The 18,663-nt window shown below is 71.3% G+C and carries 16 protein-coding genes and 1 pseudogene; 11 read left to right on the forward strand and 6 right to left on the reverse strand.

What is annotated here, in order from left to right; all coding sequences use genetic code 11:
• Nucleotides 1–119 precede the first annotated feature (119 nt).
• On the forward strand, nt 120–476 hold the full coding sequence (locus E4N62_RS30285; protein ID WP_230219618.1) for a YciI family protein: 357 nt from the start codon (nt 120–122) through the stop codon (nt 474–476).
• Nucleotides 477–622: 146 nt separating this feature from the next.
• On the forward strand, nt 623–2,038 hold the full coding sequence (locus tag E4N62_RS30290) for a DUF6596 domain-containing protein (protein ID WP_374117086.1): 1,416 nt from the start codon (nt 623–625) through the stop codon (nt 2,036–2,038).
• A 158-nt stretch (nt 2,039–2,196) separates the two neighbouring features.
• Here E4N62_RS30290 and E4N62_RS30295 read toward each other — a convergent pair whose 3' ends face one another.
• On the reverse strand, nt 2,197–3,321 hold the full coding sequence (locus E4N62_RS30295) for a methyltransferase domain-containing protein (RefSeq protein WP_374117087.1): 1,125 nt from the start codon (nt 3,319–3,321) through the stop codon (nt 2,197–2,199).
• Nucleotides 3,322–3,561: 240 nt separating this feature from the next.
• Here E4N62_RS30295 and E4N62_RS30300 point away from each other — a divergent pair, with 240 nt between their 5' ends.
• The 4 genes from E4N62_RS30300 to groL all read left to right on the forward strand — a co-directional run bounded on the left by E4N62_RS30300 (nt 3,562) and on the right by groL (nt 8,082).
• Complete coding sequence (locus E4N62_RS30300; RefSeq protein ID WP_374117088.1) at nt 3,562–4,599, forward strand: polysaccharide deacetylase family protein; 1,038 nt, start codon at nt 3,562–3,564, stop codon at nt 4,597–4,599.
• Nucleotides 4,600–5,042: 443 nt separating this feature from the next.
• Complete coding sequence (locus E4N62_RS30305) at nt 5,043–5,804, forward strand: polysaccharide deacetylase family protein (protein WP_374117089.1); 762 nt, start codon at nt 5,043–5,045, stop codon at nt 5,802–5,804.
• Between the two features lie 206 nt (nt 5,805–6,010).
• A complete protein-coding gene (gene groES, locus E4N62_RS30310; RefSeq protein ID WP_033527131.1) occupies nt 6,011–6,319 on the forward strand; it encodes a co-chaperone GroES in 309 nt (102 codons plus the stop codon).
• Nucleotides 6,320–6,456: 137 nt separating this feature from the next.
• Nucleotides 6,457–8,082, forward strand: coding sequence for a chaperonin GroEL (gene groL, locus E4N62_RS30315; protein WP_184904568.1), 1,626 nt, complete (start codon nt 6,457–6,459; stop codon nt 8,080–8,082).
• Nucleotides 8,083–8,178: 96 nt separating this feature from the next.
• On the opposite strand, the gene E4N62_RS30320 is transcribed toward groL, so the two are convergent.
• The 3 genes from E4N62_RS30320 to E4N62_RS30330 form a co-directional block, all read right to left on the reverse strand.
• Entirely contained in the window at nt 8,179–8,886 is a 708-nt protein-coding gene (locus tag E4N62_RS30320; RefSeq protein ID WP_230219619.1) for an ester cyclase, read from the reverse strand.
• 93 nt (nt 8,887–8,979) lie between these two features.
• Nucleotides 8,980–9,753, reverse strand: a complete 774-nt coding sequence (locus tag E4N62_RS30325; protein WP_230219620.1) for an SDR family oxidoreductase — start codon at nt 9,751–9,753, stop codon at nt 8,980–8,982.
• A gap of 52 nt (nt 9,754–9,805) precedes the next feature.
• The gene (locus E4N62_RS30330) at nt 9,806–10,561 is read right to left on the reverse strand and encodes an MOSC domain-containing protein (protein WP_230219621.1); all 756 of its coding nucleotides are present in this window, start codon (nt 10,559–10,561) and stop codon (nt 9,806–9,808) included.
• A gap of 80 nt (nt 10,562–10,641) precedes the next feature.
• On the opposite strand from E4N62_RS30330, the gene E4N62_RS30335 reads away from it, so the two are divergent.
• Entirely contained in the window at nt 10,642–11,544 is a 903-nt protein-coding gene (locus E4N62_RS30335) for a LysR family transcriptional regulator (protein WP_230219622.1), read from the forward strand.
• Nucleotides 11,545–11,569: 25 nt separating this feature from the next.
• Here the strand turns inward: E4N62_RS30335 and E4N62_RS30340 are convergent, their stop codons facing one another.
• Entirely contained in the window at nt 11,570–11,899 is a 330-nt protein-coding gene (locus tag E4N62_RS30340) for a WhiB family transcriptional regulator (protein ID WP_184904558.1), read from the reverse strand.
• A gap of 392 nt (nt 11,900–12,291) precedes the next feature.
• On the opposite strand from E4N62_RS30340, the gene E4N62_RS30345 reads away from it, so the two are divergent.
• The 4 genes from E4N62_RS30345 to E4N62_RS30360 all read left to right on the forward strand — a co-directional run bounded on the left by E4N62_RS30345 (nt 12,292) and on the right by E4N62_RS30360 (nt 16,654).
• Nucleotides 12,292–12,903 carry a response regulator transcription factor gene (locus E4N62_RS30345; RefSeq protein WP_003948568.1) on the forward strand — a complete coding sequence of 204 codons (612 nt, stop codon included), beginning with the start codon at nt 12,292–12,294 and terminating at the stop codon, nt 12,901–12,903.
• 268 nt (nt 12,904–13,171) lie between these two features.
• A complete protein-coding gene (locus tag E4N62_RS30350; RefSeq protein WP_005481141.1) occupies nt 13,172–13,747 on the forward strand; it encodes a sigma-70 family RNA polymerase sigma factor in 576 nt (191 codons plus the stop codon).
• A 162-nt stretch (nt 13,748–13,909) separates the two neighbouring features.
• Complete coding sequence (gene guaB / locus E4N62_RS30355; protein WP_230219623.1) at nt 13,910–15,412, forward strand: IMP dehydrogenase; 1,503 nt, start codon at nt 13,910–13,912, stop codon at nt 15,410–15,412.
• A 117-nt stretch (nt 15,413–15,529) separates the two neighbouring features.
• Nucleotides 15,530–16,654: a GuaB3 family IMP dehydrogenase-related protein gene (locus E4N62_RS30360; protein ID WP_230219624.1), complete on the forward strand. Its 1,125-nt coding sequence runs from the start codon at nt 15,530–15,532 to the stop codon at nt 16,652–16,654.
• 551 nt (nt 16,655–17,205) lie between these two features.
• Here the strand turns inward: E4N62_RS30360 and E4N62_RS30365 are convergent.
• Nucleotides 17,206–18,413: pseudogene (locus E4N62_RS30365) on the reverse strand (nucleotide sugar dehydrogenase).
• Between the last annotated feature and the right edge of the window lie 250 nt (nt 18,414–18,663).

Genomic DNA, 18,663 nt, shown 5'->3' on the forward strand with positions numbered 1-18,663 from the left:
AGGCGGCGGCGAGAAAGTTTTGAAGAAGTTCGCCGGCCGTGTCGATCCGGGGTGCGGTCGTTCGACGTAGGGGTGAGAGTCGGGGAAAGCCCCCGCCCGCCGATGTCGTAGGAGCCACCATGCCGCGCTATCTGTCGCTGGTTCGGATCGACGAGAAGACCGCCCCCGCCGAGGGGCCCAGCCCCGAGCTGATGCAGCGGATGGGGGAGCTGCTGGAGGAGATCACCAAGGCCGGGGTCATGCTCGACACCGCCGGCCTGACGCCGACCGCCCAGGGCAAGAGGGTGCGCTGGGAGGGCGGGAAGCTCTCCGTCACGGACGGGCCGTTCACCGAGTCCAAGGAGGTCGTCGGCGGCTACGCGCTGATGCAGTGCAAGGACATGGCCGAGGCGATCGAGTGGACCCAGCGGTTCCTGAAGGTGCACGAGGAGCACTGGACGGTGACGTGCGAGGTGCGGGAGATCGCGGAGGGCTGAGCCCGTCCGGCCGGGTCCGCCGGGTGAACTTGTCCGGCCGGGTCCGCCGGTCGGGTCTGGTCTGTGCGGTCGGGTCTGTCCGGTTGAGCCCGCCGGCGGGGCCGCCGCTTCTCGGGCGCCGGGGATGTCGTGTCTGATGGTGGGCTGTGACTCCACAGCCCACCACGGACAGCACGCCCGACCCGGACCCGGCCCCGGAGGGAGGCCCGGACCCGGCCCCGGAGGGAGGCCCGGACCCGGAGAGGGGCCCGGTCTCGGAAAGGGATCCGGCCTCGGAGAAGAACCCGGACACGGAGAAGAACCCGGACACGGCCATCGAGACCGTCTTCCGGATCGAGTCGCCCAGAGTCATCGCCGGTGTCGCACGGATCGTGCGGGACGTCGGCATCGCGGAGGAGCTGGCGCAGGACGCGCTGGTCGCGGCGCTGGAGCAGTGGCCGAGGGACGGGGTGCCGGACAACCCGGGGGCCTGGCTGACGGCCACGGCCAAGCACCGGGCGATCGACCTCGTGCGCCGCCGGGAGCGGTACGCGCGCAAGCTCGCCGAGGTGGGGCGGGACCTGGAGGCGGCGGGGCCCTACCTCGACCAGCCGTCCGACCCGGACGACATCGACGACGACCTGCTCCGCCTGGTCTTCACGGCCTGCCACCCGGTGCTGTCCGCCGAGGCCCGCATCGCCCTCACCCTGCGCCTCCTCGGCGGCCTGACCACCACCGAGATCGCCCGCGCCTTCCTGACCCCCGAGCCGACGATCGCCCAGCGCGTCGTCCGCGCCAAGCGCACGCTGGCCACGAAGAACGTCGCCTTCGAAGTGCCGTACGGCCCCGACCGCGAGGCTCGCCTCGACTCGGTGCTCGAAGTCATCTACCTGATCTTCAACGAGGGGTACGCGGCCACCGCCGGCGACGACCTGCTGCGCCCGGCGCTCTGCGAGGACGCCCTCCGACTGGCGCGCGTCCTCGCCCAGTTGATGCCCAAGGAGCCCGAAGTGCACGGCCTGGTGGCCCTGCTGGAGCTTCAGGAGTCGCGGGCGGCGACCCGCACGGGGCCCGCCGGGGAGCCGGTCCTGCTGCGGGACCAGGACCGCCGCCGCTGGAACCGCCTCCTCATCGCCCGGGGCTTCACCGCGCTCGGCCGCGCCACGGCCGCCGCGCACGGCGCGCCGGGCCCGTACGCCCTCCAGGCGGCCATCGCCGCGTGCCACGCGCAGGCGCACACCTACGAGGAGACGGACTGGCCGAGAATCGCCACCCTCTACGCCCTGCTGGCCGCCCGAGCCCCGTCGCCCGTGGTCGAACTGAACCGCGCGGTCGCCGTCTCGATGGCCGAGGGCCCCGGTGCCGCCCTGGAGATCGTGGACGGCCTCACCGCCGAACCGGCCCTGCGCGACTACCACTTGCTGCCGAGTGTCCGAGGAGACCTGCTCCGCCGCCTGGGCCGCACGGAGGAGGCCAGAGCGGAGTTCCTACGGGCGGCGGGCCTGACCCGCAACGAACGCGAGCGCGAACTGCTGCTGGCACGAGCGGAGGAGGACGACCGAGGGGCCGGTGAAGAGGGCTGACTGACAGGGGGCTGAGAGGCGGGAAGAGGAGCGGTTGGGCCGCGCCCTGAGGACTGGGCCGGGACAGCCGTGCGACCGGCAGCCCCACGGGCGGCGACGGCACGGCGCGGTACCCCCTGGCGGAACCCGTCGGCGGTACCCCCGGCGGCACCCGCCCCCTACGCCGGGTGGCCGATCAGCATGGTGGGGGCTCCGGCCACCCGGGTCAGGAAGACCGTGGCCGAGTTGCGGCCCTGCGGCTTGACCTTCCTGCGCAGTTCCTCCGGCTCGACGGCCGACCCCCGCTTCTTCACCGTGAGGATGCCGACCTCCCGCTCGCGCAGCAGGGCCTTCAACTTCTTCACGTTGAAGGGCAGTTGGTCGGTGATCTCGTACGCCGCCGCGTACGGGGTGACACGGTGCTCGTCGGCCGTGACGTAGGCGATCGTGGGGTCGATCAGCCCGCCCTCCAGTTCCTCGGCGACCTCGGCGACCAGATGGGCGCGGATGACGGCGCCGTCGGGCTCGTACAGATACCGGCCCACCGGACGGACCGGCGGATCGGGCAGCATCGTCGCGGGGGTGGCGTGGACACCCGCCCCGGCGGGCAGCAGCATCGCCCGCCGCGCCCCCGGCGTCCCGTCCGCCCGGAACCAGAGCACGGCCTCCTTCACGTCCCCGCCGTCGGAGATCCACTCGGCCTCGGCCTCCGGCGGGATCGCCTCGTGCGGGATGCCCGGCGCGATCTTCAGCGCGCCGAGCGGCGCCTTCAGCGCGGCCGACACGGCCCAGGACAGGGGCGGGGAGTAGGCCTCCGGGTCGAAGATCCGGCCGCGCTTGGAGGAACGCCGGGCCGGGTCGACGAAGACGGCGTCGTACCCGTCCGTGTCCACCTCCGTCACATCCGCCTCACGCACCTTGATCAGCTCGGCTAGCCCGAGCGCGTCGGCGTTGGCGCGGGCCACCGCCACGGTCAGCGGGTCGCGGTCGACGGCCAGCACCCGGATCCCGGCGCGCGCGATCGCGATCGCGTCCCCGCCGATTCCGCAGCACAGATCGGCCACCGACCGCACGCCCAGCGCCCGGAGGCACTCGGCCCGGTACGTCGCCACGCTCGTCCTGGTCGACTGCTCGACCCCGTTCGGCGTGAAGAACATCCGCCCCGCGTCCGCCGCGCCGAACTTCGCCGCCGCCCGCTGCCGCAGCCGGGCCTGGGCCAGCGCCGCCGAGACCAGTTCGGCAGGGTGGTCGCGGCGCAGCCGGGTCGCCACGGCCAGCTCCCGGGCCGGCTCGGTGTCGCGCACCTCGTCGAGGAGGGCGCGGCCCTCGGAGGTGAGGAGGGGGCCAGGAAGGTGGCGGGGTCGAGGTCGTTCACCGGGTCATTGTCGGTCAGGGGACGGGGCCGGGGCCAGGGGAGGGCGGTCCGGGCCGAGGGAGGGAGGTGCGGGGCGAGGGGAGGGTGGTGTGGGCCAGTCGGTGGATGGTCGGGGACCGTGGCGGTGTCGGGGCGGTGGAGGCGGGCCGCCCTGCGAGGATGCGGCGCCATGCGATTCGTACGACAAAATGATGTAAAGACCGTGAAGCGGACGGGTCTCCGAAGGGGGCGGGGCGGTGTCCGGGGCTGCATCGCGCTGCTCGCCGTCGCGGCCGTGGTGTCCGGATGCGGCGGGGAAGGCTCCGAGGAGGCCTTGGAGCGGGGCTCCGCCGGGCGGCGAGGTGCCGCCGAGGCCGGGGCGGCCGCCGGGACCGGCGAACCCGCCCACGGCCAGCCGCGCGGGGCGCGGCAGCACGGACAGCAGCGCCTCGACGCGCCCGCCGCACGCGCCCTCGACGCGTACGCCGGGAAGGTGCGCCGAGCGCACGCCGCGCGGGTCGCCGCCGCGAAGCGCTGGGGGCTGGCGAAGGTGCCGCTGAGCGCGCCCGCGCCGCCGGTGCGGAAGCCGGAGCTCAGGACCCGCGAGGGGTTCGAGGTCGACGGGCACACGGAGGACGGCCTTCCCCCGGTCTTCACCACCGTCCCCACCCGCCACAAGGTCGTCTTCCTCACCATCGACGACGGCGCCGAGAAGGACCCCGCGTTCCTGCGGATGATGACCGACCTGCGGATCCCGTACACCGCCTTCCTCAGCGACTACCTGATCAAGGAGGACTACGGCTACTTCGCGCGGATGCGGGACCGTGGCGTCGCCCTCCACAACCACACCCTCCGCCATCGCCACCTGCCCCCGCTCTCCTACGCCGCCCAGAAGCACGAGATCTGCGGCATGCAGGACGTGATGGAGAAGCGGTACGGCACCCGGCCGACCCTCTTCCGGCCGCCGTACGGCAGCTACGACCGGGACACCCTGCGCGCCGCCGCGACCTGCGGGGTCAAGGCCGTCCCGCTCTGGAACGAGGAGGTCTTCGTCGACCGCTGGGACTACCGCGAGTCGGACCGCGAACTCCGCCCCGGCGACATCGTCCTCAGCCACTTCCGGGGCACCTCGGACTGGAAGGGCACCATGCCCGACATGATCCGCCGCTTCCTGAACCTGGTCACCGCCGAGGGCTACGCCGTGGCAAGGCTGGAGGACTACCTGTGAGGGCCGACGGGGGCGGACGGGGACCGGTCCGGGGCGGGTGGAGGCCTGTTCGGGGCGGGGGCACGGTCCGGGTGCGCTGGGCGTACGTCTTGCGCTGGGCGTACGCCGTGGGTGGGGTGCACGTCGTGGGCAGGGCGCAGGCCGCGAGGGGAGCGCGGCCTGTGGGGGGCGTGACGGCCGCGTGGGGAGCGCCGCCCATGGGTGGAGCATAGGCCGTGCGCGGGGCGCAGGCCGTGGATGGGGCGGCCGTGCGCGGGCGCCAACGACGCCCGGACGTCAGCCCCGCCCCTGACCACGACCGCCCTCGCCGCCGTCGCAGCCCTCGCGGCCCTGGCCGCGCTGCTTCACCGGGTGCGCTGCCGCCCCGGCGCACCCGGGCCCCGTCGCCCCGAGCCTGGGTGCGAACGGACCCATGAAGCCCGGCCCCGTCGCCCCGCGCCCGGGTGTGGGCGGGGCGATGCAGCCGCGTCCCGCACCTCCCCACTCCGGCGCGCACTCCCCGCACGCCCCCACCTCCACCCGTCGTCGCCCCCTACCGTCGCTGGGGCCTCCCGCCCCCTCGCCCCCGCGCCCGAGAAGCCCGACCGGCCCCGGCGCCCCGCGCGGCGGGGCCGGGGCTGCCGCCGGTCGTCGACCGGGTGCCGACCCGGGACAAGGTCGTCTTCCTGACGTACGACGACGGGGCCGAGAAGGACCCCCGGTTCGTGGACATGGTGCGCGAACTGCGGCTGCCGGTGAGCATGTTCCTGACGGACAGCGTCGTGGGGCCGGGATACGGCCACTTCGCACGGCTGCGAGCGGTCGGCGCCACCGTGCAGAACCACACGCTCGACCACACCGCCCTGCGCGGCCTGCCCTACGCCGGGCAGCGCGCCGAGATCTGCGGCCAGCAGAACAAGCTCAAACAGCGCTTCGGCGTCCGGCCGACCCTCTTCCGCCCGCCCTACGGCGTCTACGACACCACCACGCTCCGCGCCGCAGCCGACTGCGGCCTCTCCGCGGTGGTCCTGTGGCGCGCGTCCATGCAGATCCACGACCTCCGCTACGCCGTCGGCGACCGCCTCCGCCCGGGCGACATCGTCCTCGCCGGATTCCGGGGCCCTGACCAGCTCAAGGGCACCACCCTCACGGAGATGACGACCCGGCTGCTGCGCCGCGTCCAGGAGCAGGGACTGACGGTCGGCCGCCTGGAGGACTACCTCTGACACCGTGACGACCGACCGCCGCAACCCGCTCGATTAGCAGTCCGCTTGACCGAGTGCTAATCGCGGTCATAGTCTCAGGTCTGGCACTCCCCCCTGGAGAGTGCCAACAACGCGACGGGCAGGTCCGGCACCCGCGACGACGGATCCACCTGGTCGCCACCTCAGACAGTTAACCCCGTGAGATCTCCGAAGGGGGAGGTCGGATCGTGACGACCACCAGCTCCAAGGTTGCCATCAAGCCGCTCGAGGACCGCATCGTGGTCCAGCCGCTCGACGCCGAGCAGACCACCGCCTCTGGCCTGGTCATCCCGGACACCGCGAAGGAGAAGCCCCAGGAGGGCGTCGTCCTCGCCGTCGGTCCGGGCCGCTTCGAGGACGGCCAGCGCCTGCCGCTCGACGTCTCCGTCGGCGACATCGTGCTGTACAGCAAGTACGGCGGCACCGAGGTGAAGTACAACGGCGAGGAGTACCTCGTCCTCTCGGCTCGCGACGTGCTCGCGATCGTCGAGAAGTAGTTCACCCGCTTCACCGCTTCCTCACCGAAGCACCTTGCTTTTGAGCTGCGCCCTTGGCCCCCGCGACCACTAACAAGCCGGGCGTCGGGGGCGCAGTTCGTTTCACCCACGTTTTCCGAGAGGGCTGAACCGCTCCCATGGCGAAGATCCTGAAGTTCGACGAGGACGCCCGTCGCGCCCTCGAGCGCGGCGTCAACAAGCTTGCCGACACGGTCAAGGTGACGATCGGCCCCAAGGGCCGCAACGTCGTCATCGACAAGAAGTTCGGCGCCCCCACCATCACCAACGACGGTGTGACCATCGCCCGCGAGGTCGAGGTCGAGGACCCGTACGAGAACCTCGGCGCCCAGCTGGTGAAGGAGGTGGCGACCAAGACCAACGACATCGCGGGTGACGGCACCACCACCGCCACCGTGCTCGCCCAGGCGCTGGTGCGCGAGGGCCTGAAGAACGTCGCCGCCGGTGCCTCCCCGGCCGCCCTGAAGAAGGGCATCGACGCCGCGGTCAAGGCCGTGTCCGAGGAACTCCTCGCGACCGCCCGTCCGATCGACGAGAAGTCCGACATCGCCGCCGTCGCCGGTCTGTCCGCCCAGGACCAGCAGGTCGGCGAGCTCATCGCCGAGGCGATGGACAAGGTCGGCAAGGACGGTGTCATCACCGTCGAGGAGTCCAACACCTTCGGTCTGGAGCTGGACTTCACCGAGGGCATGGCCTTCGACAAGGGCTACCTCTCGCCGTACTTCGTCACCGACCAGGAGCGTATGGAGGCCGTCCTCGACGACCCGTACATCCTCATCCACCAGGGCAAGATCGGCGCCATCGCCGACCTGCTGCCGCTGCTGGAGAAGGTCATCCAGGCCAACGCCTCCAAGCCGCTGCTGATCATCGCCGAGGACGTCGAGGGCGAGGCCCTGTCGACCCTGGTCGTCAACAAGATCCGCGGCACCTTCAACGCGGTCGCCGTCAAGGCCCCCGGCTTCGGCGACCGTCGCAAGGCGATGCTGCAGGACATGGCGACGCTGACCGGCGCCGAGGTCATCTCCGAGGAGGTCGGCCTCAAGCTCGACCAGGTCGGTCTCGACGTGCTCGGCTCCGCCCGCCGCGTCACCGTCACCAAGGACGACACCACGATCGTCGACGGCGCCGGTGACTCCGGTGCGGTCCAGGGCCGCGTCGCCCAGATCAAGGCCGAGATCGAGAACACGGACTCCGACTGGGACCGCGAGAAGCTCCAGGAGCGCCTCGCGAAGCTGGCCGGCGGCGTGTGCGTCATCAAGGTCGGCGCCGCCACCGAGGTGGAGCTGAAGGAGAAGAAGCACCGTCTGGAGGACGCCATCTCCGCGACCCGCGCCGCGGTCGAGGAGGGCATCGTCTCCGGTGGTGGCTCCGCGCTCGTCCACGCCGTGAAGGTCCTGGAGGGCAACCTCGGCAAGACCGGCGACGAGGCCACCGGTGTCGCGGTCGTCCGCAAGGCCGCCGTCGAGCCGCTGCGCTGGATCGCCGAGAACGCCGGCCTGGAGGGCTACGTCATCACCTCCAAGGTCGCCGAACTCGACAAGGGCCAGGGCTTCAACGCCGCCACCGGCGAGTACGGCGACCTGGTCAAGGCCGGCGTCATCGACCCGGTCAAGGTCACCCGCTCCGCCCTGGAGAACGCCGCCTCCATCGCCTCCCTCCTCCTGACGACCGAGACCCTGGTCGTCGAGAAGAAGGAAGAGGAGCCGGCCGACGCGGGCCACGGCGGCCACGGCCACGCCCACTGACGTACGACGTCGGTAAGCCGTAGGCGAAGGCCCGGCACCCCGAGGGGTGCCGGGCCCTTCCCGTGTCCCCGCTCTCGCCCCCGCTCCCGGCGCCGCCTACCGCTCCAGCGCGTCGAGCGCGCCCAGCTGCCCCATCAGCCCGAGCCGGTCGTACTGCCACCAGCCCTCGACGATCTTCCCGTCCGGCGAGAAGCGGTGGATCGTCGTGCCGGTCATGGTGACCTCCCGCCCGGTGGCCGCGATCCCGAGGAAGTCGCCCTGGTGCGTGCCGTTCCACGTCCAGCGCGTGCACACCCGGTCACCCTGCGCGATCTGGTCACCGATCGCGAACGAGAAGTCGAAGGCGGCCCGCCACATGCCGACCTCGCGCCTGACCGCGTCCATGCCGATGGCGTCCTGCGGGTTGGCCGGATCGTGGTCGTGGTAGTCCTCGACCAACAGATCGTCGAGCGGCGGCAGTTCGCCCTCGGTCCCGATCGTCTCGAAGAACCTGCGCGCGTTCGCCGCGTACAACTGCTCGTCGCGCACCACGTCCAGATCGGTGAACGTGGGCATCTCGTCGCACAGCGCCACCATCTCCTGGAAGATCCGCTCCGTCTCCGGCAGCCCGGAGTTCCGCATCGCCTCCTCGTACGAGGGGAACTCCACGATCTCCACGAAGTGCGAGCCGTCCGAGCGGTCCTTCCCGACCACACTGTGTGTCGCGGTCCGCTTCCCCTTGGTCTGCTCCACCCAGGTGTCCATCAGCCGGTTCATCTCGTCGAACCTGCTGGTCCTGCAGTCGATGAGTTGCACGAATGTCATGACACACCGCCTCCGACCCCCCTGTGTCCGGATGAACAGCTCCATTGTCGCGCCGGGCCGCCGCCCCCACCCGCCGGGCCGTCCGGGGGACGGCTACTGCGGCCCGTACTTCCGTCCCGTCTTCGAGCTGATCCCGCCCAGCAGCCCGCGCGGCACCACCTTCACCACACCCATCAGCGCCTTGTAGCGGGGGTCCGGGATGGAGACGGACCTGCCGCGGGAGAGGTCGGCGAGCGCGGCGGTGACGAGCTTGTCGGCGTCGAGCCACATCCAGGAGGGGATGCTGTCGGTGCCCATGCCGGCCCGCTCGTGGAACTCGGTCCGGACGAAGCCGGGGCAGAGAGCCATCAGCCGCACCCCGGTCCCGGCCAGATCACGCGCGGCACCCTGAGTGAACTGCACGACCCACGCCTTCGACGCCCCGTACGTGCCGCGCGGCACGAAGGCCGCCACGGACGCCACGTTCACCACACCGCCCCGGCCTCGCTCGCGCATGGCCTCGGTGGCCGCCGAGGTCAGACGCAGGACCGCCTCGCAGTGGACCTTGAGCATCCGCAGCTCGTCGGCCATGGCGACGTCGAGGAAGCGGCCCTTGTTGCCGAAGCCGGCGTTGTTGATCAGCAGGTCGACCGGGTTCTTGCGGTCCGCCAGCCGCCGCGCCACCGTCTCGATGCCGTCGTCCTCCGCGAGGTCCGCCGTCAGCACCTCCGCCTCGATGCCGTGCCGGTCGTGCAGCTCGGTCGCCTGCTCCCGCAGCCGCTTGGTGTCCCGCGCCACCAGCACCAGGTTGTGCCCGTCCGCCGCCAGCCGCCGCGCGAAGGCGGCACCGATCCCCGCGGTCGATCCCGTAATCAGAGCCGTTGTCATGGCCCAAGCGTAGTGACCGGGACCGCGCGGGTCCGATTGCTCCACCGCACGTTCACCAGCGACTTCGCCGACACCTCGGTGAACACCCGCACCGCTGTGCCACCTTCACCGGCACCCCGCCCCGCACCGCCCGCACCGGCCCGTCACCCCGCGCCGCCACGTGCCTCCGCGCGATCTCCAGCACTTCCGGATGCAAGGCCTCGTCCGCCGCCAACAGCCTCGGCAGCAGGGAGTGTTGATCCATCATGGCGCGGAAGACGAGCGCCACGGTGACATCGTGGTCGGGCCGGTGGACGATCTCGATCGGATCGCCCGCGCTGATCTCGCCCGGCCGGATCACCCGCAGATACGCGCCGGGCGCGCCCTGGCGCGTGAAGCGCTTGACCCAGCCCCGTTCGCCCAGGTGGCGCTGGAAGTTGAGACAGGGGACGCGACCGGAGGTGACCTCCAGGACCACCTCGGAGCCGATCCGCCAGCGTTCGCCGACGAGGGCGCCGGAGACGTCGAGGCCCTGAGTGGTGAGGTTCTCGCCGAACACCCCGCTGGGCAGGGTGCGGCCCAGTTCGCGTTCCCAGCCGTCCAGGTCCTCCCGGGCGAAGGCGTAGACCGCCTGGTCGTCGCCGCCGTGATGCCGGGTGTTGCACACCGCGTCCCCGGCCACGCCGCTGGCGCCTACCCCCTTCGGTCCGGGCGCCGCCACCCGCACCGGCCCGTCCACCGGCCGCTTGTCGATGCCCGAGACCTTCTTCGACTCCTCCACGACGTCGACGGCTCTGGCCCGGCCCACATTCAGTGACAGAAGCTTCATACCGGCACCGTAGGCGCGCACGGTCAAAGCGTCGACGCAATATCCGGCACGCGGTCCAAGCCCCGCTTATGCTCGACCGCGTGATCGAGGCCCGTCATCTCCGCGTCCTGCGCGCCGTCGCCACCACCGGCTCGTTCTCCGCCGCCGGCCGGGAACTCGGCTGCACCCAGCCCGCCGTCAGCCAGCAGATGAAGGCGCTCGAAGCCTCTGTCGGCACCCCGCTGCTGGTCCGCACCGGCCGGAAGATGCGGCTGACCCAGGCGGGCGAGGCGCTGGTACGGCACGCGGCCGGCATCCTCGCCGGGCTCACCGCGGCGGAGGAGGAGGTCGCCGCCATCGCCGGGCTGCGCGCCGGACGGGTCCGCCTGGTCTCCTTCCCCAGCGGCAGCTCCACCCTGGTGCCCACCGCCCTGGCGGCCCTGCGCGCCGATCACCCCGGAACCCGGGTCTCCCTGGAGGAGGCCGAGCCGCCGCGGTCGGTCGAGATGCTGCGCGACGGCGACTGCGACATCGCGCTCGCCTTCCGCTACGAGGGCGCCCTGGGAGCAGAGGAGGGGGAGTGGGACGACCTGGTCGTGCGCCCCCTGCTCACCGACCGGCTCGTCGGGCTCGTCCCGCAGCGGCACCGGCTGGCCCGGGCGCGCTCCATCGGCATCGGCGAACTAGCCGGGGAATCCTGGATCGCCGGCTGCCCGCGCTGCCGGGGGCAACTGGTCCGGGTCTGCGAGAGCGCGGGCTTCACGCCCCGTATCGACTTCGCGACCGACGACTACCCGGCGGTGGTCGGACTGGTGGGCGCGGGGCTGGGCGTGGCCGTGCTGCCGGAGCTGGCCGTGGAGTCCGTACGCCCCAAGGGCGTGCGCACGGTGTCGGTCGAGCCGGCGGTGCACCGGGAGATCGTGGCGCTCACCCTGCCCGACCTGGCCCTCGTGCCCACGGTCGCGGCGACGCTGGACCGGCTGGCCGGAGCGGCCGCGCGCTAGCGCCATGCGCTGAAGAAACGTTCTTTCATGTATCCGAACCGCTGTCGCTCCCGGACGCGGACGCCGTCACCAGTCGGTGCCTGGCCCTGCCCATGAGCTCCTCGCGCTCGTCCTCGGTCAGCCCGCCCCACACGCCGTACGGCTCGCGCACCGCCAGGGCGTGGGCCGCGCACTGCGCGCGTACCGGGCATCGCATGCAGACCTCTTTGGCCGAGTTCTCACGAGCGCTCCGTGCCGCACCGCGTTCTCCTTCGGGATGGAAGAAGAGCGAGCTGTCGACCCCACGGCAGGCCGCGAGGAGCTGCCAGTCCCACAGATCAGCGTTCGGTCCGGGAAGGCGGGAGAAATCTGCCATTGCGTGTCCCCTTGTTGCCGTTCTGGGAGGAGATAGTGCCCATGACCGTACATCGACTATCTAAGAAGATGAAAATATGACTCATTGCGAATCTAGCCTCAAACACCAATAAATGGGAACAAAAACGTCTAAATGGGGCATAGGTTGTGATGAAACGTTGAGGGTCCGCCGCGCATGTCTGCACCGTGTCCGCCCCCTCACGTAGAGTGCCGAAGGTGACCAGCCATCCCGTAACTCTTTCGAGTGACCGTCGTTGAGACGGGCGGAGGCGGTTGAGAGAACAAGCGCTCGGGCAGGCGTTCGTGTCCGCTCGTGAGTGTCGACCGCACAGGTGACGATTTCGTACCAGCCTGGAGGCTCAAGGTGACGCGCATCAGCTGCGGAGGGCGGCCATGACATCCGTCCTCGTCTGCGACGACTCCCCGCTTGCCCGAGAGGCGCTGCGCCGCGCGGTGGCGACCGTGCCCGGCGTCGAGCGCGTGACCACGGCGGCCAACGGCGAGGAAGTCCTCCGCCGCTGGGGGGCCGACCGCTCGGACCTGATTCTGATGGACGTACGCATGCCCGGTCTGGGCGGCGTCGAGACCGTACGGCGGCTGCTGTCCGCCGACCCCGGGGCGCGCATCATCATGCTGACCGTCGCCGAGGACCTGGACGGCGTGGCCCTCGCGGTTGCCGCCGGCGCACGGGGCTATCTGCACAAGGACGCCTCCCGCGCGGAGCTGCGCGCCACGGTGACGCAGGCCCTCGCCGACCCGACCTGGCGGCTCGCCCCGCGCCGGCTGCGCTCCGCCGAGATGGGGGCCGCGCCGACGCTCACCGCGCGGGAGATCCAGGTCCTGGAGGGCATGAGTCACGGCCGCTCCAACGCCGAGATCGGTCGCGAGCTGTTCCTCTCCGAGGACACGGTCAAGACCCACGCCCGGCGCCTGTTCAAGAAGCTCGGCGCCTCGGACCGCGCGCACGCGGTGGCGCTCGGCTTCCGCTGGGGTCTGGTCCGCTGAGTGGACCGTGCCGGGGGTGGTCCCCCACGAGGAAGGAGCCCCGCCTGCCGCACGGCCGGCGGGGGTGACGAGACGATCCGCCGGGTGCCCGCTGCTCGTTTCGCCGCGGATGCCGCATCCTTGAGGTGTGGAGTCCCTAGGGGAGCAGTCGAACGAGCGGGAGGGGAGGGCGCAGGAGATGAGTTCCGGCGCGCCTGCTCATAACGCTTCGGTGCACAACCATGGACGTGGCGCCACGGACCGGACGGCCGCAAGGCACCATGGACCGATGCGCGACGACGAGACGACAGTGATCGGTGCGCTCGTGCATCGCGCGGTCGACGGGGACGAGCAGGCCACGCACGATCTGCTCGCCCATGTCCACCCGTTGGCGCTGCGCTACTGCCGCACCCGTCTGTCCCGGCTGCCGGGCGACGCACGGCACTTCGTGGAGGACCTGGCCCAGGAGGTCTGTGTCGCCGTCCTCCTCGCGCTGCCGCGCTACAAGGACACCGGAAGGCCGTTCGAGGCGTTCGTCTTCGCCATCGCCGGCCACAAGGTCGCCGACCTCCAGCGGGCCGCGATGCGCCACCCCGGATCGACGGCCGTCCCCTCGGACGAGATGCCGGAGCGCCCCGACGACTCCCTCGGCCCCGAGGAGCGCGCCCTGCTCAGCAGCGACGCCGAGTGGGCCAAGAAGCTCCTGGCCAACCTCCCCGAGAACCAGCGGGAGCTGCTGCTGCTGAGGATCGCGGTGGGGCTCACGGCCGAGGAGACCGGACAGATGCTGGGGATGTCACCGGGTGCGGTCCGGGTCGCCCAGCACCGGGCACTGAGCAGACTCCGGGCGCTGGCGGAGCAGTAGCCGCGGTCGCACGGGCCTCGGGGCGCCCCGTATGAACACGCGGGGCGCCTTTTCCGTACGAACATACGAAGCCCGGCAGTACTTCGTACCGTGGAATGTGTGCCCCGCGCTTCCCGTTAGCATGGACATCCGCACCGATCAAGGCCATTTGGGGAAGGTGTCATGACTGCCAACGTCGACGGAGTGCCCGGAAAGTTCGCGACTCTCGGGCTCACCTACGACGACGTGCTGCTGCTGCCGGGTGCATCCGAGGTGCTCCCGAACGCGGTCGACACCTCGTCCCGGATCTCCCGCAACGTCCGCGTGAACATCCCGCTGCTCTCCGCCGCCATGGACAAGGTCACCGAGTCCCGTATGGCGATCGCGATGGCCCGCCAGGGCGGCGTCGGTGTGCTGCACCGCAACCTCTCCGTCGAGGACCAGGTCAACCAGGTCGACCTCGTGAAGCGCTCCGAGTCCGGGATGGTCACCGACCCGATCACGGTCAACCCGGACGCGACGCTGGCCGAGGCCGACGCGCTGTGCGCCAAGTTCCGCATCAGCGGCGTGCCCGTCACCGACGGCAACAAGAAGCTTCTCGGCATCGTCACCAACCGCGACATGGCCTTCGAGACCGACCGCTCCCGTCAGGTGCGTGAGGTCATGACCCCGATGCCGCTGGTCACCGGCCATGTCGGCATCTCCGGCACCGACGCCATGGAGCTGCTGCGCCGCCACAAGATCGAGAAGCTTCCGCTGGTCGACGAGGCAGGCGTCCTCAAGGGCCTCATCACGGTCAAGGACTTCGTCAAGGCCGAGCAGTACCCGAACGCGGCCAAGGACGCCGAGGGCCGTCTGATCGTCGGCGCCGCCGTGGGCGCCAGCCCCGAGGCGCTGGAGCGGGCCCAGGCGCTCGCCGAGGCGGGGGTGGACTTCCTGGTCGTCGACACCTCGCACGGCCACAACAGCAACGCCCTCAGTTGGATGTCGAAGATCAAGTCCAGCGTCGGCGTCGACGTGATCGGCGGCAACGTCGCCACCCGCGACGGCGCCCAAGCCCTGATCGACGCCGGTGTCGACGGCATCAAGGTCGGCGTCGGCCCCGGCTCGATCTGTACGACTCGGGTGGTCGCCGGTATCGGCGTCCCGCAGGTCACCGCCATCTACGAGGCGTCCCTCGCCGCCCGCCCGGCCGGGGTCCCGCTGATCGGCGACGGCGGTCTGCAGTACTCCGGCGACATCGGCAAGGCGCTCGCCGCCGGCGCCGACACCGTGATGCTGGGCAGCCTCCTCGCCGGCTGCGAGGAGTCGCCCGGCGAGCTGCAGTTCATCAACGGCAAGCAGTTCAAGTCGTACCGGGGCATGGGTTCGCTGGGCGCGATGCAGTCCCGCGGCCAGGGCCGGTCGTACTCGAAGGACCGCTACTTCCAGGCCGAGGTCGCCGCCGACGACAAGCTCGTGCCCGAGGGCATCGAGGGCCAGGTGCCCTACCGCGGTCCGCTGGCGAACGTCCTGCACCAGCTCGTCGGCGGTCTGCGCCAGACCATGGGCTATGTGGGCGCTGCCACCATCGAGGAGATGGAGACCAAGGGCCGGTTCGTCCGGATCACCTCCGCGGGCCTCAAGGAGAGCCACCCGCACGACATCCAGATGACGGTCGAGGCGCCGAACTACAGCCGTAAGTAACAGCCGCAAGCAGTCGGCACCCTGCTCCAGGGCGGTTCCGGGGACTCCGGAACCGCCCTCGGCGTGCCCGTCGGCGATACTGGTAGACGCTGAACGCATCAGGGAAAGGCCACAGACGTGACTGAGATCGAGATCGGGCGCGGCAAGCGCGGCCGCCGGGCGTACGCCTTCGACGACATCGCCGTCGTCCCCAGCCGCCGTACGCGGGACCCGAAGGAGGTCTCGATCGCCTGGCAGATCGACGCCTACCGCTTCGAGCTGCCGTTCCTGGCCGCCCCCATGGACTCGGTCGTCTCCCCGGCCACCGCGATCCGCATCGGAGAGATGGGCGGCCTCGGCGTCCTGAACCTGGAAGGTCTCTGGACCCGGTACGAGGACCCGCAGCCGCTGCTCGACGAGATCACCGGCCTGCCCGTCGAGGCCGCGACCCGTCGCCTCCAGGAGATCTACGCCGCTCCCATCAAGGAGGAGCTGATCGGGCAGCGCATCAAGGAGGTGCGCGACTCGGGCGTCGTGACCGCCGCCGCGCTCTCCCCGCAGCGCACCGCCCAGTTCTCCAAGGCCGTCGTGGACGCGGGCGTCGACATCTTCGTCATCCGCGGCACGACCGTGTCGGCGGAGCACGTCTCCGGTTCGCACGAGCCGCTGAACCTGAAGCAGTTCATCTACGAGCTGGACGTCCCCGTGATCGTCGGCGGCTGCGCCACCTACACGGCCGCCCTGCACCTGATGCGCACCGGCGCGGCCGGTGTCCTCGTCGGCTTCGGCGGCGGCGCCGCGCACACCACGCGCAACGTCCTCGGCATTCGGGTCCCGATGGCGACGGCGGTGGCCGACGTCGCCGCGGCCCGTCGGGACTACATGGACGAGTCCGGCGGCCGGTACGTGCACGTCATCGCCGACGGTGGCGTGGGCTGGTCCGGCGACATCCCCAAGGCGATCGCCTGCGGCGCGGACGCGGTGATGATGGGCTCGCCGCTGGCCCGCGCGACGGACGCGCCCGGCAAGGGCAACCACTGGGGCATGGAGGCGGTGAACGAGGAGCTGCCGCGCGGCATGAAGGTCGACCTGGGGACCGTGGGGACGATCGAGGAGGTCCTCACGGGGCCGTCCCACACGCCCGACGGTTCCATGAACCTCTTCGGCGCGCTGCGGCGGGCGATGGCCACGACCGGGTACAGCGAGCTGAAGGAGTTCCAGCGGGTCGAGGTGACGGTGGCGGATTCGCCGCACATGCGGTGACGCTGCGCTTGGCTTGAGCAGGGCTTGGGGCTCGGTTGCCTTCGGGTGGCCGGGCCCTTTTGTGTGCCCAAGTGGGGTGGTGGGGGCGTGCGTTGTGGGGTGGGGGCGCGTGGGGGTGTTGGGGACGAATGTGGGCCGAATGGGCGTAGCCGGGCGATAGCGTTCGTGTCCGGCGCCCCAGTTCGGCTGGGAGCCCCCTTCCAAGGACCTGGTCCGGACCCCGCCCTCGGGGCCCGGCCCGATTCCGACGGACCGTCCACCGGGCTAATGGGCGGTGTCGTGGAAGGGGGCGCCCATGGGACGTCACCGCAAGCCCACCCGCTGGGACCGGCTCCGTCTTCGGATGGTGCAGTGCCGGAGGAGGTGGATCTTGCGGATTTTCGGATGGTGAGCGGCCGCCCCCGCGCCAACTAGGGGCGGACACTCCGTGAACCATCCAGGAGCCTGCCGCAGCAGCCACTGCGGTGGGCTCCACCTGTTTCGTACGGTACCGGGGTGGGGCGGTGTATGCCACCAGCTCCGGAAGCCAGGGCTGTGTCGGGCGCCCCCTCTCACAACCTGTGCGCCGCCCCCGTGGGCGTAGCGCCCCGGGTGTCCAGCAGCAGTTGCGCCTTCACCGACAGGCCCTGGAGGTCGTAGGTGCGGTGTTGCTGGAGGAGGATCGTCAGGTCGGCGTCGGCGGTGGCCTCGTAGAGGGAGTCGGCGCGGGGGATGGGGCGGTCGAGGACGCTCCAGGTCGGGACGTGCGGGTCGTGGTAGCTGACGTGGGCGCCGAGTTCGATGAGACGGCGGGCGATCTCGTCGGCGGGGGTGCCCTGTTGGTCGGGGACGTCGGGCTTGTAGGTGACGCCGAGGAGGAGGACGCGGGCGCCCCGGGCCGACTTGCCGTGCTCGTTGAGGAGGGTGGCGGCGCGCTGGACGACGTACCGGGGCATGCGGTGGTTGACGCGCTGGGCCAGTTCGACCATGCGGAGCGAGCGGGGGGCGTGGCCCGCGAGGTCCTGGGGAGGGCGTGGCCGCCGACGCCGGGGCCGGGGCGGAACGCCTGGAAGCCGAAGGGTTTGGTCTCGGCACAGCGGATGACGTCCCAGAGGTCGACGTTCAGGTCGTGGCAGAGGGCCGCCATCTCGTTGACCAGGGCGATGTTGACGTGACGGTAGTTGGTCTCCAGGAGGTGGACCGTCTCCGCCTCGCGCAGGCCGCGCGCGCGTACCACCTTGTCGGTGAGCCGGCCGTAGAACGCCGCCGCCGATTCCGTGCAGGCGGGGGTGAGGCCGCCGATCACCTTGGGGATGTTGGCGGGGCCGTAGGCGCGGTTGCCCGGGTCGACGCGGGCCGGGGAGTAGGCGAGGTGGAAGTCGCGGCCCGCGCGGAGGCCTGAGCCCTCTTCGAGGAGGGGGCGCAGGAGGTCCCCGGTGGTGCCCGGGGGGACCGGGGACTCCAGGATGACCGTGGTGTGCGGGCGCAGCCGGGCGGCCAGTGTGCGGGCGGCCTCCTCGACCTGGGTGAGGTCGAGCGAGCCGTCGGCGCCGAGTGGGGCGGGGGCGCAGATGACGGCCGTACGGACGCGGCCGAGTTCGGCGGGGCTGGTGGTGGGCTTGAAGCCGCGGGCCAGCATGCGGCGGAGCTCGCCGGGTGTGAGGGAGCCGGAGTCGGGGCCGGTGCGGTAACCGAGCGTGGCGATGCCGGCGGCCACGGCGGCCTGGGCCAGCGGCAGCCCCAACTGGCCGAGTCCGATCACGGCGAGATCTGCGGGCATGGCGGGGCCGTCCTTCCCAGTAACCGAAGCGGGACAGACGCGCAAGCCCGGTGGTCTGGATGAGCGAGCGCAATGTCACATTAGGCGGAAATATGACCGATATGCGGGATTGGGGAGTTGTTTTTCTGTGCGCGTCCTGCGGAGTTATCCACAGGCCGGGGGCCGGTGGTGGCCGAAGTCGGGCAACACGGTCAGAATTTTGGGCAGGGGATGCGAGAGGGACGAAAGAGCTGGGTCTCGCCGACGGGCA

This window comes from Streptomyces sp. MNU76 (assembly GCF_020982545.1).
Taxonomy (GTDB): Bacteria; Actinomycetota; Actinomycetes; order Streptomycetales; family Streptomycetaceae; genus Streptomyces.